The following is a 16,909-nucleotide window of genomic DNA, read 5'->3' on the forward strand; positions in this document are numbered from 1 at the left end:
TTACCACATACCCGTAATTAACTTGATCTAACGCAACGAATAACTCAAATACGCCTATGTCTCTGTATCGATTAATGATAGTTATGGTCATCGCATGGTCATTTCCCGCCATGGCTGCTGAATGGAAAATTGGTGTGCTAGCGCTACGCGGAGCAGCTTCAACCCAATCGCAGTGGCAAATACTGGCCGATACACTGAATAAATCGTTACCTGATGAACACTTCACCCTACTCCCTTTGAATCTTGATGAAATGCGCAATGCAATTTCAGAACGTAAAATTGATTTTTTGCTCACCAACCCTGCACAATTTATTCAACTCGATAGTCGCTACCACCTACGTTGGCTACTCTCTTTGCGCTCTTCATTAGAGCCAGATAGCGCAACTCGCAATGTTATTGGCAGTTTGATTTTAGTGCGTGCAGACAGCGACATTACTGAAGCCAAAAATCTGATAGGTAAGAAAGTGGGGGCAATTTCGCCTGATGCTTTTGGGGGATATCTATTAGGTTATAAAGTATTAAGGGATATGGGTTACGATGCAGAGAAAGATTTTCGTATGCAATTTCTTGGTTTCCCTGCGGATGCTCTACTGTATGCTTTACGTGACCATTCCCTTTCCGCGACAATTATCCCTGTTTGCTTGTTAGAAAACATGGATAAAGAAGGTTTAATTGATAAAACACAGTTTCGCCCTTTGATTGAACATGACAGCGCCTTGCCCTGTAAAACCAGCACTGAATTATACCCTAATTGGTCATTTGCTGCTCTTAGCGATGTGCCTGATAATCTTGTCGATAAAGTTACCAAAACCTTACTGTCTTCCGATAATTTAAGAATGCGTTGGGGAGCTCCCGCTTCGGTTAATCAAGTTGAAACCCTATTGCGCGATGTGAATCAACATCCACGACAACGGCAAATTTGGCAAGACATCGTGAGTTGGGTGATCCAGCATCAAATCACCATAACCATAGTCACATTATTTTTTATTTTATTGGGTATTAACCATATTTGGATCGCATTTCTTGTGCGCCGCCGTAGCCGCCAGCTGGAAGAAGCACATAACCGTTTACGACAACAAGAAGCCAATCTTGAACAAGCGCAGCGGCTGAATATTTTAGGGGAAATGGCTTCAGGTTTTGCCCATGAGCTTAATCAACCACTTTCTGCGATCCGCCACTATGCACAAGGCTGTATTTTGCGTCTCACCAAAGAATCGGCTGAGCACCCTCTTATCGGTACGTTGACTAAAATTGACAGCCAAGCACAACGTGGTGCGGACATTATTCGCAATTTGCGGCTCTGGGCAGGTAAACCTCACCAAGAAGTGGCATTACCACTACATCAGCAGCCTGTTTTAGCCACTATTCAACATATTTGGCAATTACTGCGGGTTTCACAACAGTACCCACAGGTAAAATTGATTTTACCTGACAATCACGACATCTCACTCAAACTTCCTGATACTTTGCTCGATCAGTTATTATCAAACCTGATTAACAATAGCTTACAGGCTGGAGCCAATACACTGCAATTTAGCTTTCATCTCGCGCCTGAGCGTTTTTTACTCGTCCTACAAGATGATGCGGGCGGTATGGATACAGAGCAACTCACTCAAGGTATTACCCCCTTTTCGACCACGAAAAAAGCGGGGTTAGGTTTAGGGTTGGTGATTTGCCAACGACTGATCCAAAGCCAAGGCGGTGATATTCGCATTGAAAATAACATCAATGAAGAAGGCTTAAATGGCCTAAGAGTGACGCTGATCTTTCCATATACTCTAGAGGTGTAACATTTACGGCGCTAATATGAGATAATGCCCATTAATCATAATGTAATGAGACTAACTATGACGCTAATTCATCTGGTGGATGACGATCCTGATGTCACAGATGCTTGCCAATTCCTACTTGAAACCCTCGACTATCATGTTGTCGTTTGGAATGACAGCGAACAATTTATTCAGCAAGCCAATCTTTTTGAAGAAGGTGTTGTATTGCTCGATATGCGTATGCCGAAACTGGATGGCCGCCAAGTTCATCAATTACTTAAAGAGCAACAAAGCACCTTAGCTGTGATTTTCCTCTCTGGCCATGGTGATATTCCTATGGCGGTAGAACAGGTCAAATTGGGTGCGGTTGATTTCTTACAAAAACCTATTGATAGCCAACAATTGGCAAAAACACTTGAACAAGCAAAAATTAAAACCATTCAAGCCACTGAAAGATATCTTATTCAGCAACGCTATCAAACACTAACGCCAAGAGAAAAAGAGATCTGCCAATACGTTTTACAAGGGCTGATCAATCGTGAAATTGCCGATGTGGCTTGCGTTTCAGTGCGTACAGTAGAAGTACATCGCTCACGAGTGATGGAAAAAATGGATGTGCGAAACATGGCTGAGTTAATCAGCACGTTACAAACAGCCAAATTATTGAATGAATAGTTTGTTATAATAAGATAACCATTGATTACTTTTTAGTATCCATTCAGTCATCAAAGGGTGACTGGTATCAGAGTATTAATGGCTGTTACAACAAATAGATAAATCAAAATATTAACCTGATTTTTGGAAAACAATGATACAAGCGCCAAAGTTTAATAAAAGTTTACTACATCCACGCTACTGGCTAACTTGGCTCGGGGTCGGCCTGCTTTACGTACTGATACTACTGCCCTATCCGATGATATATTGGATCGGTACTCGTCTAGGCTTGCTATCAAAACGATTCTTAAAAAAACGAGCTCAAATTGCCGATCGCAATTTAGAATTATGTTTTCCTGAAATGAGCCTACAAGAACGCCAACGTTATATCGATAAAAATTTTGAATCTGTCGGTATGGGGCTTTTTGAGACGGGTATGGCATGGTTCTGGCCTGAATGGCGTATTCGCCGTTGGTGCCGAGTTGAAGGCCGTGAAAATATGCTAGCTGCGCAAGAAACGGGGCGCGGTATTATTGTATTAGGTATTCATTTCTTAACGTTAGAAATGGGAGGCCGTACATTTGGTATGCTCAACCCCGGTATCGGTGTGTATCGCCCTAATGACAATAAACTACTCGACTGGATACAAACACGAGGTCGTTTGCGTGCTAACAAATATATGCTCGATCGCAAAGATGTGAAAGGCATGGTCCGAGTTTTGAAACAAGGTGAAATTGTTTGGTATGCTCCCGACCACGATTACGGCCCACGTAACAGCTCATTTGCCCCTTTATTCGCCGTACCGAATGCAGCAACCACTAATGGTTCAGCCATTCTATTACGCTTAGCCAAGCCCTTAGTGGTGCCATTTACCCTTCGTCGTCTCCCCGCAGGTAAAGGCTACGAGCTGTTAATTCAACCCGCTGTTGATGATTTCCCAATTAAAGATGAAGTGGCTGTTGCTACTAAAATGAACAAAATCATCGAAACGGAAATTCTCAGGGCGCCTGAACAATATATGTGGCTACATAGGCGGTTTAAAACTCGTCCCAAAGGAGAACCCTCTTTGTATGGCGATTTAGATAAAATTCATCATTAATCACACATCACGGCTGTTAATCATCTAACAGCCGTGAGTTTTTTAAAATAAGTAAGGAGTCTATGTTAACCAAAAACAATTATTGGAAACGCAATCTGTATGTGGTGTGGTTTGGCTGTTTCTTAACGGGTGCCGCATTTAGCCTCATCATGCCTTTTCTTCCGCTTTATATCGAGGAGCTGGGAGTCACCGATCACAGTTCATTAAACCTGTGGACAGGCGCCGTTTTCAGTATTACGTTTTTGTTTTCCGCCATTGCTGCGCCATTTTGGGGGCGGCTCTCCGACCGCAAGGGAAGAAAGCTGATGTTGCTACGCTCTGCATTAGGCATGGCAATTGTGATGGTATTAATCGGCTTCGCACAAAATATTTGGCAATTACTTGCACTCAGGGCAATACTTGGCCTGCTAGGGGGTTTTGTTCCCAATGCCAATGCGTTAATTGCAACCCAAGTTCCGGTGAAGAAAAGCGGCTGGGCAATGGGTGTTTTAGCTACAGGTGCCGTCAGTGGTGCTCTTATTGGCCCATTAATAGGCGGACTGCTTGCCGATCAATATGGTTTACGCCCCGTATTCTTTATCACGGCAACGGTACTGTTTATCTGCTTTTTTGTGACGTTATTTTACGTCCGAGAACGTTTTACCCCTGTATCACGTAAAGATGCACTCAATACCAAACAAGTTTTTGCCTCACTAAAAAACAAAAATTTAGTCATCAGCTTGTTTTTCACTACCATGATCATTCAAGCTGCTATGGGGTCGATTAACCCTGTGATCACCCTCTACATCCGTGATCTATCCGATTCAATAGAGAATCTTGCCTTTATCAGTGGTGTCATTGCCTCGATACCCGGTATAGCAGCCTTACTCAGTGCGCCGCGATTAGGGAAACTCAGTGACCGCATAGGCCCTGAAAAAGTCCTCTTAGCCGTATTAGGGGCTTCCATATTTGTGTTGTTCCCGATGGGACTTGTCAGTAGCTATTGGGAGCTAGGTGCTTTACGTTTTTTACTTGGCGCACTCAATGCCGCATTACTGCCCGCGGTACAAACCTTAATTATCTATAATATATCCCATGAGGTAACAGGGCGAATTTTCAGCTATAACCAAGCATTGCGTGATGTCGGTAATGTTACTGGCCCATTGATGGGTTCATTTGTCGCGGCAAGCTATGGTTTCCGAGCCGTTTTCTTTTTCACTGCGGCTTTAGTTTTATTCAACCTGATTTATTCATGGTATATGATCAAACGCCAAACACGCAGCAGCAAAACACCTTCTGTTTAATTTTTTGCATAAAAGCTGAAACGTTATTTTTCTATTTGTTCTTTATTCATTTCCCTCATTTATTGTAGGTATAACAGCATTTTATGCAAAAACAGCAAAAAACATAACTTAACATCATGTTTTTGAACGCTATGCTAGTTTTATAATCGACTCTTTTCATGTCAATAGAATTCCTGTATCTTCGCCTACCTTATCGTGAGAAATGCGATTGATATCGACTTTTCACCTTAAAAATACCATTTTCACCATAAACATATTCTGTTTATAAGTGTTTTTATAATAATGTATGTTAAAAATATGTTTACAGAGTGACGTTAACATATCTATATATTTTGGCGCCTTCAACTTTCTAAGGCGTTTTTTCAAGCACAACCAAATCAAAAATAAATATCGGAGTTACAGATGAATACTTCTGCGACCAAAACAAAAACCTTCTTTGGGCATCCATACCCACTGAGCTCACTATTCCTGACTGAAATGTGGGAACGGTTCTCGTTTTATGGTGTGCGCCCACTGCTCATCCTGTTTATGAGCGCAGCACTACTGCAAGGCGGCATGGGCCTACCTATTGAGCAAGCATCCGCTATCGTCGGTATCTTTGCGGGTGGGGTTTATATCACATCACTACCCGGTGGCTGGTTAGCTGACAACTGGTTAGGGCAACGCAGAGCAGTTTGGTACGGCTCACTGATCATTGCACTCGGCCATTTATCGATTGCTATGTCTGCGTTTTGGAGTAATACCTTCTTTTTCGTTGGATTACTATTAATCGTTCTAGGTACAGGACTGTTTAAAACCTGTATTACCGTTATGGTAGGTACACTGTATAAGAAAGAAGATACACGTCGTGATGGCGGTTTCTCGCTGTTCTATATGGGTATCAACATGGGGTCATTTATCGCTCCGCTGATCATCGGTCCATTACATGAAAAATATGGCTGGCACCTAGGCTTTGGCCTCGGTGGTATCGGTATGTTAATTGCCCTGCTGGTTTTCCGTTTTTACGCCATTCCACAGATGCGTCGTTATGATAAAGAGGTTGGCTTAGATTCCACTTGGAACCGCCCAACGGTTGAACGTAAAAATGTTGGCAAATGGGTTACCGTTGCCATGGCACTACTTGCAGTACTGGTTATCTTAATTGATAACGGCACTATTCCATTTAATGCTTCCACTATCGCCAAAAGCTCTGCTTATATCATTGCAACCTGTGTTGCCATTTATTTTGTTTTCATGTTCTTCTTTGCAGGCCTTAACAGTAGCGAACGTTCTCGCCTACTCGCTTGCCTGATATTATTAATTGCAGCCGCATTCTTCTGGTCCGCGTTTGAGCAGAAACCGACCTCATTTAACATCTTTGCTCGTGACTATACTGACCGCCAAATGGGTTCATTCGAGATCCCAACAATTTGGTTCCAGTCGATTAACGCCCTGTTTATTATTCTATTAGCCCCTGTATTTAGCTGGTTCTGGCCTTCTCTTGCTAAGCGCAACCTAAACCCAAGCAGTATGACTAAGTTTGTAATTGGTATCCTATTTGCTGCGGGCGGTTTTGCGGTGATGATGATGGCAGCAAACCAAGTATTAGCGACTCAATCAGGTGTATCACCTTTCTGGCTAGTCTCCAGTATTCTGTTGCTGACGCTCGGTGAACTATGCTTAAGCCCTATTGGGCTCGCCACAATGACTTTATTGGCACCACAAAAAATGCGTGGCCAAGTCATGGGGCTATGGTTCTGTGCAAGTGCGTTAGGTAACCTTGCAGCAGGTATCATGGGAGGAAATATCAATAAAGAACAACTGAATTCAATGCCAGAGCTGTTCTCTCACGTTTCGATGGCATTAGTTATCTGTGCAATCGTGCTAGCTGCATTGATTATCCCTGTTAGAAAAATGCTGAAAAATGCTGATGCCAATGAAGCAAAAGCAAAATAACTTATAGCCGTTCTTGATACTCTAAATAATACAAGATGCAGCTAGGTGATCAGTGAATAAGTCGTTAGGAACATAGAAAACACGGTGACTAGCACGAATGCCCGCTATCACCATATACACTGTGAAGTATGACGAGTATATAAAAACACCCGATACGCCATTGAGCCTATCGGGTGTTTTTTTATTTCGACGATTAACTATTATAAAGTATATACTTTCCTTCCCTACTTTCTTTTTTGGAACTCCATGATGAGTGGTATATCGCTTCCCGTTTACTATGTCGATGCTTTTACTAATCAACAATTCCGAGGTAACCCTGCCGCTATCGTATTATTAGAAGAGTGGCTTGCCGATGAGAAACTGATGGCGATCGCCGCAGAAATTAATCTCTCAGAAACCGCATTCTTAGTTGATGACCATATTCGTTGGTTTACCCCCAACCAAGAAGTTAAGTTGTGTGGTCATGCCACCCTCGCCTGTGCGTTTGTACTCCATCAATTTAAGCAGTTACCAATTACCCCTTTTACCTTCCAGTCCCTTTCGGGAGAATTAACCGTTTATAGAGATCAGCATGGTTTTACACTCGATTTCCCGCATCTGGAAACCGAACAAGTTGCCGTCTCCGATTATCCTCAATTAGCTGAAATCTTAGGTGTTGAGATTGCTTCTTTGTGGCTCGCTAAAGATCGCTACATCTGTTTTTTAAATGATGCAACTCAAGTCGCTAACTGCCAACCTGATTTTCTGGCTATGGCAAAGCTACCCTTAGCAGGATTAACGATCACCGCTGCCAGCGATGAAAAAAATGCGGATTTTGTATCACGCTACTTTGCCCCCGCAAAAGGCGTCGATGAAGATCCCGTTACAGGCACATCACACTGTGCGATAGCGCCTCTTTGGGCTAAGCAATTAAATAAAACGCAATTAATAGGTAATCAAATATCTGCTCGTGGGGGTATGATGCGATGCTCTATTGAAGGTGAACGCGTTAAGTTAACCGGAGAGGCAACTCTGTTTTTGACTGGCTACATCCATCTTACATAATTCGAGGTGCCGCTAGGTGAAAAACGATGGCTTGGCTAACGGAGTGTCTTTGTAACTTGAACGATAACGCGCCTAGTCAGTGTAATTTTTTTGAAAGCGTATTACACTGACGGCCTATTGTTTTTTATTAAGGCTAAGGCAACATCATGCGTTCTGAAGTTGATGAACTCATCACCCAAAAAATCGAAAATTCGATTACCAGTGTCTCCAAAGTTATCTTTCCGACGACCACCAATCACCATGACACCTTGTTTGGCGGCACAGCGTTAGCATGGATGGACGAAGTTTCTTTTATCACAGCAACACGTTTTTCTCGTAAACGTTTAGTCACGGTTTCGACAGAAAAAATTAATTTCACTCACCCCATTCCCTCTGGAACGATTGTCGAACTGGTAGGCAAAGTCAGTCGTGTAGGCCGAACCAGTTTAACCGTGAATGTCTCTATTTTTTTAGAAAATATGTACTGCGAGGGACGTGAAGAGGTGATCCACGGGCAATTTAATTTTGTGGCTGTTGATGATAACGGTAAACCAACCCCGCTGTTTGAACCGCAGTAACTATTATCTCATTGGGGTAAACAAAACAGTTTATCCCACATACTCTTTAGCATTCTGAATATATATTGATCCAAGTGCTTTTTTTACAGCACACGCTAATGATAGAATCCCCGCCCTTCGAGAACTCGATACGTGATAACAGCATGGCATCGCCATTGCTCTATTTGACTTAATCATTGTAAGTGCCATTGTGAAAATACTTTTTTCTATTTCTTTAACTACTGCAATACTTTCCGCTGTTTGGGCGTGGCTAGCAAACTCATTAGGATTAATTGGTTGGGCAGGCTTCTTAGGTTGTACCTCTTATTTTGCCTACCCAAAAGAAGGCTACAAAGGAGTATTAATTACGTTGTTGACGATTGCGAGCGGAGTTGTTTGGGGACTGGTCATGATCCACAGCAATAGCCTACTCGACAATATCCCTAATTTTGTTGAATACCTGATCACTGGCATTGTGGCCTTTATTATGTGTATTCAAGCTCAAAAGATATGGCTTTCTTATATACCCGGCACGTTTATTGGCGCCTGCGCCATCTTTGCTGCTCAGGGTGATTGGCCTGTGACTTTGTCATCGCTATTAATTGGCGTGTTATTTGGTTTCTCAATGAAAAAAAGCGGCTTATGGCTATCTGAGAAGCTGAAATAAACACTGGGGTTGTTGCCTTGAAATATTACTCAGCCATTTCAACTAGGATTGAGTCAATACAAACAACAACCCACCGCTTAAAATATAACTGCAAAAAATCACCCCGTCTGACTCATGGCAAGATTATTTATTACCTCTTTGTGACAGCATAGAACAAATCAAAATAAAACCATCATAATTAGAATACTTAATGCTGGCTTTTTTCTTATTTACCACCAATTTAAATATGGTTTAAACTTAAAAAGTAAAATATTTAGCAATATAATCAAATAGTTACCAACAATATCATTCTATAGTGATCAGAATCACATAATAATACATTACGTTCACCCCCACCTTCTCAACTAGCTATATTTACTTAGTCTTTAAACGATTACTAAACACGCTATTTTTAACTGGCTCATGGCGTAGCTAAGTCACAAGGCAGTGAGTAATTGGAGCACTAATCACACTTTAATCAGTGAAAAATGTAGCCGCAGTTCCTTAGCATTCGCTGCACCTTGAAGTATAACGAGTATATTAAGGAAACATTATGAGACATGGTGATATATCGAGTAGCCCTACTTCCGTCGGTGTTGCTGTAGTGAACTATAAAATTCCTCGCTTACATAGTCGTAAAGACGTCATTGAAAATGCGCAAAAAATATCAGATGTCATTGCTGGCGTAAAAACAGGTTTACCGGGCCTCGACCTGATTATTTTTCCAGAATATAGCACCCAAGGGATCATGTATGACCATGAAGAAATGATGGAAACAGCGGCTACTGTTCCTGGAGATGAAACACAAATATTCTCTGCTGCCTGTAAAGCCAACAAAGTTTGGGGAGTCTTTTCAATTACAGGAGAGCAGCATGAAGATCATCCTTTAAAAGCACCTTATAACACACTGATTTTAATTGATGACAACGGCAATATTGTTCAAAAATACCGCAAAATCATCCCGTGGTGTCCTGTTGAAGGCTGGTACCCCGGTGACAAAACCTATGTTTCAGAGGGGCCAAAAGGGTTAAAAATTAGCTTAATTATCTGTGATGATGGCAACTATCCTGAAATATGGCGCGACTGCGCAATGAAAGGCGCTGAACTGATCGTTCGCTGCCAAGGTTATATGTATCCCGCTAAAGAACAACAAATTTTGATGGCAAAAACCATGGCGTGGGCAAATAACTGTTATGTTGCTGTCGCGAATGGAACAGGATTTGATGGCGTATATACCTACTTTGGACACTCTGCAATCATTGGCTTTGATGGTCGAACGCTTGGCGAATGTGGTGAAGAAGAGATGGGTATTCAATATGCTCAACTTTCTGTGACTGAAATTCGTGATGCACGCAAATATGACCAATCACAAAATCATCTCTTTAAGATTTTACATCGTGGCTATACAGGTATTTATAATTCAGGTGATGGTGATAAAGGGTTAGCTGAATGTCCATTTGAATTTTATCGCAGCTGGGTATTAGATGCAGAAAAAACGCGAGAGCAAGTGGAAACCATCACACGTGATACTGTTGGAGTTTCAGAATGCCAAGTTTATGATTTGCCTACCAACGGAAATAAAACCAAAGATGTTGGTTAACACGAATTAATGAAAAGTAGTCACTCTTCATATATTAAAGAGTGACTACTAATATCGCTGTTATTTAGGAATAAACTATGCCTTTTATCAATGACATGTTGGCATCAAATCATCCCTCTCAAAAAAATAGCGACACCCAGCCGTCACAACATGACTTAAAGGGATTCCGCTTTACTTTTGATCCTGATAACGTTATCCAATCGATAGAGAAACAGATTATTGGGCAAGATGATGTATTAAAACAATTGAAAGATGTGTTGTATTGCATTAAAGCCAATATATTTGATCCGGAGAGACCACTTAGCACCTTGCTATTTTTGGGGCCAACAGGTGTAGGTAAAACAGAAACCGTTATTGCTTTAGCAAAAGCGCTCAATAATGGCAAAAATCTATCTTGCCGTATTAACATGAATACCTTGTCCCAAGATCATTATGCCGCATCCCTATCCGGTGCTCCACCAGGCTATTCAGGCAGTAAAGAATCCTATTCTTTATTTGATAGCGATAAGATAGCTGGAAGTTATAGTACCCCTAGTGTCGTTCTGTTTGATGAAATAGAGAAAGCGAGCAAAGAAGTGATTAGAACGTTGCTCAACATTCTTGATACTGGTGAACTGAGTCTCGCTAATGGGCAAAAAAATATTAATTTCAGAAATGCGATTATTATTATGACGTCTAATTTAGGCTCAAAAGATATTCTGAACGAGAAACGAACATTATTTGAACTTTTTAACTCAAAGTCTCAACAACAAAAAATGCTTAAGCAGCTTGAACAGCGCTTTGAGCCTGAATTTATTAATCGTATTGACCGGAAAATCAGTTTTAAGAAAATTGATTCCGAGCAGGCAATCAAAATTATCGACTTAGAATTATCAAAGCTCAATAAAAGGATCGCTCGGTCTTTTATGACCGTCGTATTAGATAATGCAGCAAAATTAAAAATAAATTCAATGTGTGATCGTCGTTATGGTGTCCGAGATATAAAGCGAGTGTTTAAAGTGCATATAGAGCCTTTAGTCGCCAACATAATCTTGAAGGGAAAACATAGTGAATACATCGAGTTTACCGTAAATGATAACCAATTGACCCTCAAGAGGTGATATATGGGCGGTATATTACTCATTTTTATCGGTAGTGTTTTAATTGTAAATGGTATCTCGATAATCAAAGGATATGATGATAAAGAAACGGGGATTTTTAATGGCATTATTGGCTTTTTCTGCCTCATTGGAAATATTGTATTAATGCTAAATGCCAAAGAAAGTGCTGACTATGTGGCCATTGCACAATCTATGTTATTTACGTTCACCTATATTTTTCTCAGCTTAGTAAAAATCTGTTCGTTATCGGGAAAATTATTTGGTTGGTATTGCTTATTTGTTTTCTTTAATGCTTTATTTTATGCTTATTATACCAATTCAGATCTTAGAATGGTTACATTATGGCTGCTATGGGCTGTACTTTGGTTTTTATTTTTCTGCGTCTTTTCACTTAATAAAAAAATCAGATACTTAGGAAATTTAACCCTAATAATAGGTATTGCTACTTGTACTATTCCAGGGTTGATGATGGTGACCAATAATTGGTAATAACAATATGTCACTTAAAAATCCAAGCTATATACACTTTAAATTAGTAGATATTTCATATGTTTTTCACAATAAAAAAACACTTTTATAGTGTATTGTTACAATAGATAACTAAGTCTAACGACATTATATAAAAAAGCTTAAAACACATTGATATTCTATCTCTGTAGTCGTAGAGTATTTACAACAAAATAAGGTTGTTACTCGGTATATTAGCTACTGTTAACATCGCTATGCTTGTTAAAACATGATATTAATATATTTAATAAGTTATTTAAGGTGTAGTCATCATCCGTTAAAAGTGTACAGAGCAATGCTCTAAATAATTCATATTGGCAGCTAGGCAATAAGTAAATAAGCCGCTAGGAACGATAAGAGACCATGTGAATGCACATAGTCGCTATACCTTATCAAAAGAGCTGTAAATTGAAACGTGATGAGTTTAAGTAAAAATACCAATACCAAGCGTATGTAACAATAAAACTAACCGGCTAATCGATGGACTCAATAAGATTTTAATATTGCTATGTATAAAATTTACTCATTAATTCTATTTTTTATCCTTTCTATTCATTCAAGCTTTGCGGCCGTATCAAACGAAACCCTTAAATTGATTGAAAAAGAAGCGCAAAAAGGGGATATCAAAGCCCAAGTTATGTTGGGTATTGGTTATTATCTTGGTAATGAAGTAAAGCAAGACTACCCTAAAGCCAAAAAATGGCTAACTATGGCATCAAATAAAGGAAACTCAGATGCGCAGCTATTTTTAGGTGATATGTACTTGAATGGCCATGGTGTTGAGCCCAATATCGAAACGGCTATCCAATGGTTTGAAAAATCCGCAACACAAGGTAATGCTGAGGCTCAAAACTATATGGGACAGATCTATTACCAAGGTATTGGTGTTAAACAAAACTACATTGTGGCATTCGATTGGTTTAAAAAATCAGCAGATAAAAAATATCCACCAGCGCAATATCAAGTAGGTAAAATGTATGAAAACGGTGAAGGCACTGAGTTAAGTGATAAATCAGCGGCCGAATACCTCGACAAAGCCTGCAAAGGTGGCCTAAAGGAAGCTTGTAAAAAATAATTGTGATGATGACCACCGTGATTACCATGATCACGGTGGTTATATCTGTTCCATTCTCCCCTCATAATCCGTTTCTTTTTTACTTTTTATAAACACTCATTATATTGAAAATATTAATGATTAATTTCAATATACAATAAAATGATCTAAACTTATAAAATAAAAGATAAAAAGGAGGATGTATGTACAAAACTATTTTAGTTCCGATTGATGTAACCGAAGATGCCTTGACGGACCTCGTTATCCCTCACGTTGAAGCCATCCAAAAATTAAACAATGCAAACGTTCATTTTCTTGCCGTTACAGCCCCCATTTCAAACTATCTACGTTACGGTGGCACCATACTACCAGGCGACTTCCCTGATGATGAAAAACAAGCTGAGATCATCCTTAACGAGTTAAAAGAGAAAGTAAAACGCTTCTCACTTCCCGCAGATAAAATTCACGTGACCTCTTCAGTCGGTTCAGTTAAAGATGAAATTTTAGCTATCGCAGAAGAAATTAACGCCGACATCATCTTAATTGGCTCTCGCCATCCAAGTATGTCGACCTATCTACTGGGCTCAAATGCGGCTTCAGTCGTACGTTATGCCAAAACATCGGTTTTAGTGATCCGTTAATCCTCTACATATAATTTCATATGCAGCTAAGCAATAAGTTAATGCAATGATTAGAGCGTACATCAATATGTTATGGAGCATGAGTAAATATGCTATCTATGACTTTACGAAAGATACTGCAACTTAAACAGTCAGCGGCATAGCTAAAAATAGTCTCTTTAGCGGAATTATCAGTCATTTAACTTTTTACGATCATCTTAAAACGAACAAATCGAGAGATAATAAATACACACAATTTATAAGACTATTACATAAGATTATAGGTTAGATTAGAGACTCATAAACATTTTCGTGGCTTTCACGCCCTGCTATCTAGCAGGGTTTTTTCTGACTTTTAGGTACTTTTTTCCTGAAGTTCCCATCATACTACCTCAAGTTGTCTATGTGCCTCCCTGTATACTAACAATGAAAAGCCCGCCAATCACTCAGGCGGGCTAACAACTACATTTAAAACCACTTATTGCTCTAGCGCGGACTTCATCACCTTTTGGAAATCTTCCCAAGAACAATAACCATTTTTATCGATTGGGCAATTTTTCATTTCTAAAGTGACGTGTTTTGGCGGTGTCTCTAATGAGAGATAGCTATTATTTCTTAGCTGATCTGCGGTTTGATACACATATTCCACCTTAACATAATCTTTTTTATCACTCTTATCATGCCAACGTTGGAACACTAATTTACCGCCAATTGGTGTGTGTTCATATTGTTCCGCTAATTGATAAGGTTTGAAATCCATAGCCGATAATAACGATGCAATATTCGAATCATGGCCTACTAACATAATAAACTTAGCTGTTTCACCTTTACTCGCGGAAGTAAAACCTTTATTGATATAATTTAATAAAGGGTGAGCGACATTCTTAGCAATTAATTTTGGCGTAAATAACGTTTCCTGATAGCCATTTTTTAACGTATTAAGCTTCTTCCACTTATCAGCGCTATTAACAAGTCCCCAAGCCACTTGATCCGCTGGAAAACCTTCATAGTACTGTAAATCAATGGCATCAACAGCAGAGTTCGCAATTTTAAGTGAGCCCACTACCCCTGGCTCTTTATCCGCTTCAATAATAAAACTGTTATCCTGTGATGAGAGCTCACATAACTTATCAGCCTTACATTTCTGTGAATCTTTAATATTGAGAACAGTATCTAACTCATCATAACCCGGTTTAAGATCAAGTCCTTTTAAATGCTCAGCCATTGCAGCAAGTGCTTTTTGCTTAAATTCAGGGCTATCATTAGTAATAATTGGGTTAAATACAGGATCCATCTTACCTATTTCAGGTTGATGATGAATTTTTACTGCACAGCCCGGAAATGCACCTGCGGTAAAGAATTGAGCGGTGGCAATCGTTCTTTGCAAACTATTAGTATAAACAAACAGATCTTCATTATCTGTTGGGCAAAGTTCATCAGAGACAAGTTTATTTTGATCAATCCACTCTCTGAAATAGTGTCCCATATACACTTCAAGTGCACCGCCTTTAGTCGTTAAATAGCCACTTTGCGCATCCCAAGCAGGCCACTTTTTATCTGTGACTTCAGTCAAAATACCTGTATTAACAATTGGTGTCCGTAAATTATGACGACTTAATAATAAGACTTGTTCGAGTTGCATATTTTCAGCATTATCTGTACTTGCCAGAACGGGTGCTATCGGTGCTGATAATGCGGCGGATAAACAAAATGTTAAAACCTTATATTTCATCGAGATACCCCTACCATTTTAATATTTTTACAGTTATTCAATATCAGCAACTCTCTGAGAAAAATAACCAATAGAGTCGATACAGTGATAAATATGTCATCCTCTTATCATGAAGTAACTGACTTTTTTTTCTGCGATTAATATCTCAAAAATAGACTTATCAATGAATTAACATCTAATACGCCTATTTATAAATGAGGTTATTGTTACGAAGTAAGCCTGCTATTGACATTAATTAGAGACGCTTTAAGATGCTTTTTTGATTAACAAAAGAATAAAATTACGTGAAAATCTTACCCGCAATACCCTCTCAGTATCATGAAATTATTGATGTTTGGGAATCATCAGTCAGAGCAACACACGACTTCTTGCCTGAAAAAATACTACAACAATTAAAAGTCGCTATCCTTGAACAATATTTGCCACATCTTACAGTCTATGTTGCTCTCAATAATAATCGCATCGATGGCTTTTTAGGTGTTGATGGCAATAAGCTTGAAATGTTATTTATATCTCAGGCTAATCGCGGCAAAGGAACAGGTAAACAATTACTGAATTTCGCCATTAAAGAACTAGGTATCACTGAAGTTGATGTGAATGAACAAAACCCTCAAGCAGTTGGTTTCTATCAATATATGGGGTTTAAACAATTCGCTCGCTCTGAAAAAGACGGTGAGGGTAATCCTTTTCCAATCCTACATCTAAGACTAAATCCATCAATAAAATGAGGAGCACCATGTCAATTATTGAATTAGAAACACCTCGCCTGCGATTACGGGGCTGGACAGAACAAGACAAGCCTGCTTTTTTTAAAATGAACAGCTCTACAGAGGTGATGCGCTATTTCCCTTCTGTATTAGATAAAGCGCAAAGCGATCACCTAATGTCACAAATAATGGCAAGGTTCGATTCGCAAGGTGGATGGGGTTTATGGGCTGTTGAATTAAAATTAACGGGTGAATTAATTGGATTTGTTGGGCTAAATATTCCTAGATATCTGTTTCCTTTCTCACCTTGTACTGAAATTGGCTGGCGATTGCGCGCCGAATATTGGCGTCAAGGCTATACCACCGAAGCCGCTCAAGTTGTGATCAAATTTGCCTTTGAACAGCTAAAACTGAAAGAATTAGTCGCTTTTACTGCTGTGTCCAATACCCCTTCAGAGGCTGTGATGAAAAAATTGGGGATGCATAAAGACGCAGAACATTTTAATCACCCAGCACTTCCGGAAGGTCATTGGCTGAGTGAACATGTGTTATATCGGCTACAGAATCCTGAAATAGAGAGCTAATGTAGCTCCCTAAAGGTATTTATCTTTGGTAGTCGATGG

General features: G+C 39.7%; 16 protein-coding genes. 15 read left to right on the forward strand and 1 reads right to left on the reverse strand.

Features of this window, described 5'->3' with window-relative positions:
- Positions 1 to 56 precede the first annotated feature (56 nt).
- From ttrS to SC428_RS06950, 13 genes are all read left to right on the forward strand, one after another.
- Positions 57 to 1,790, forward strand: coding sequence for a tetrathionate respiration histidine kinase TtrS (gene ttrS / locus SC428_RS06890; protein WP_318706552.1), 1,734 nt, complete (start codon positions 57 to 59; stop codon positions 1,788 to 1,790).
- Positions 1,791 to 1,847: 57 nt separating this feature from the next.
- Entirely contained in the window at positions 1,848 to 2,444 is a 597-nt protein-coding gene (gene ttrR, locus SC428_RS06895) for a tetrathionate respiration response regulator TtrR (RefSeq protein WP_318706555.1), read from the forward strand.
- Positions 2,445 to 2,577: 133 nt separating this feature from the next.
- Complete coding sequence (locus SC428_RS06900; protein WP_272580869.1) at positions 2,578 to 3,522, forward strand: Kdo(2)-lipid IV(A) acyltransferase; 945 nt, start codon at positions 2,578 to 2,580, stop codon at positions 3,520 to 3,522.
- Between the two features lie 62 nt (positions 3,523 to 3,584).
- Positions 3,585 to 4,805, forward strand: a complete 1,221-nt coding sequence (mdtG, locus tag SC428_RS06905; RefSeq protein WP_140182589.1) for a multidrug efflux MFS transporter MdtG — start codon at positions 3,585 to 3,587, stop codon at positions 4,803 to 4,805.
- A 402-nt stretch (positions 4,806 to 5,207) separates the two neighbouring features.
- On the forward strand, positions 5,208 to 6,740 hold the full coding sequence (locus tag SC428_RS06910; RefSeq protein ID WP_070924821.1) for a peptide MFS transporter: 1,533 nt from the start codon (positions 5,208 to 5,210) through the stop codon (positions 6,738 to 6,740).
- Positions 6,741 to 6,989: 249 nt separating this feature from the next.
- Positions 6,990 to 7,784, forward strand: a complete 795-nt coding sequence (locus tag SC428_RS06915; protein WP_070924822.1) for a PhzF family phenazine biosynthesis protein — start codon at positions 6,990 to 6,992, stop codon at positions 7,782 to 7,784.
- Positions 7,785 to 7,930: 146 nt separating this feature from the next.
- The gene (locus SC428_RS06920; protein WP_070924823.1) at positions 7,931 to 8,341 is read left to right on the forward strand and encodes an acyl-CoA thioesterase; all 411 of its coding nucleotides are present in this window, start codon (positions 7,931 to 7,933) and stop codon (positions 8,339 to 8,341) included.
- A gap of 190 nt (positions 8,342 to 8,531) precedes the next feature.
- Positions 8,532 to 8,987 carry a DUF1097 domain-containing protein gene (locus tag SC428_RS06925; protein WP_070924824.1) on the forward strand — a complete coding sequence of 152 codons (456 nt, stop codon included), beginning with the start codon at positions 8,532 to 8,534 and terminating at the stop codon, positions 8,985 to 8,987.
- 532 nt (positions 8,988 to 9,519) lie between these two features.
- Positions 9,520 to 10,566: an aliphatic amidase gene (locus SC428_RS06930; protein WP_140182591.1), complete on the forward strand. Its 1,047-nt coding sequence runs from the start codon at positions 9,520 to 9,522 to the stop codon at positions 10,564 to 10,566.
- A gap of 77 nt (positions 10,567 to 10,643) precedes the next feature.
- Positions 10,644 to 11,666 carry an AAA family ATPase gene (locus tag SC428_RS06935; RefSeq protein WP_070924825.1) on the forward strand — a complete coding sequence of 341 codons (1,023 nt, stop codon included), beginning with the start codon at positions 10,644 to 10,646 and terminating at the stop codon, positions 11,664 to 11,666.
- 3 nt (positions 11,667 to 11,669) lie between these two features.
- A complete protein-coding gene (locus SC428_RS06940) occupies positions 11,670 to 12,155 on the forward strand; it encodes an AmiS/UreI family transporter (protein WP_140182595.1) in 486 nt (161 codons plus the stop codon).
- Between the two features lie 526 nt (positions 12,156 to 12,681).
- Positions 12,682 to 13,248, forward strand: a complete 567-nt coding sequence (locus SC428_RS06945) for a tetratricopeptide repeat protein (RefSeq protein ID WP_070924826.1) — start codon at positions 12,682 to 12,684, stop codon at positions 13,246 to 13,248.
- A 182-nt stretch (positions 13,249 to 13,430) separates the two neighbouring features.
- Positions 13,431 to 13,868 (forward strand): universal stress protein, encoded by a 438-nt coding sequence (locus SC428_RS06950; RefSeq protein WP_070924827.1) that lies wholly within the window; start codon positions 13,431 to 13,433, stop codon positions 13,866 to 13,868.
- Positions 13,869 to 14,325: 457 nt separating this feature from the next.
- Here SC428_RS06950 and agp read toward each other — a convergent pair whose 3' ends face one another.
- Positions 14,326 to 15,579 (reverse strand): bifunctional glucose-1-phosphatase/inositol phosphatase, encoded by a 1,254-nt coding sequence (gene agp, locus SC428_RS06955; protein WP_070924828.1) that lies wholly within the window; start codon positions 15,577 to 15,579, stop codon positions 14,326 to 14,328.
- Positions 15,580 to 15,863: 284 nt separating this feature from the next.
- Between agp and SC428_RS06960 the strand changes: the two genes are divergently transcribed.
- Both SC428_RS06960 and SC428_RS06965 read left to right on the forward strand, forming a co-directional pair.
- The gene (locus SC428_RS06960; RefSeq protein WP_070924829.1) at positions 15,864 to 16,307 is read left to right on the forward strand and encodes a GNAT family N-acetyltransferase; all 444 of its coding nucleotides are present in this window, start codon (positions 15,864 to 15,866) and stop codon (positions 16,305 to 16,307) included.
- A gap of 8 nt (positions 16,308 to 16,315) precedes the next feature.
- On the forward strand, positions 16,316 to 16,870 hold the full coding sequence (locus tag SC428_RS06965; RefSeq protein WP_180355078.1) for a GNAT family N-acetyltransferase: 555 nt from the start codon (positions 16,316 to 16,318) through the stop codon (positions 16,868 to 16,870).
- Positions 16,871 to 16,909 lie beyond the last annotated feature (39 nt).

The organism is Providencia sp. 2023EL-00965, assembly GCF_033550225.1.
Lineage (GTDB): Bacteria > Pseudomonadota > Gammaproteobacteria > Enterobacterales > Enterobacteriaceae > Providencia > Providencia manganoxydans.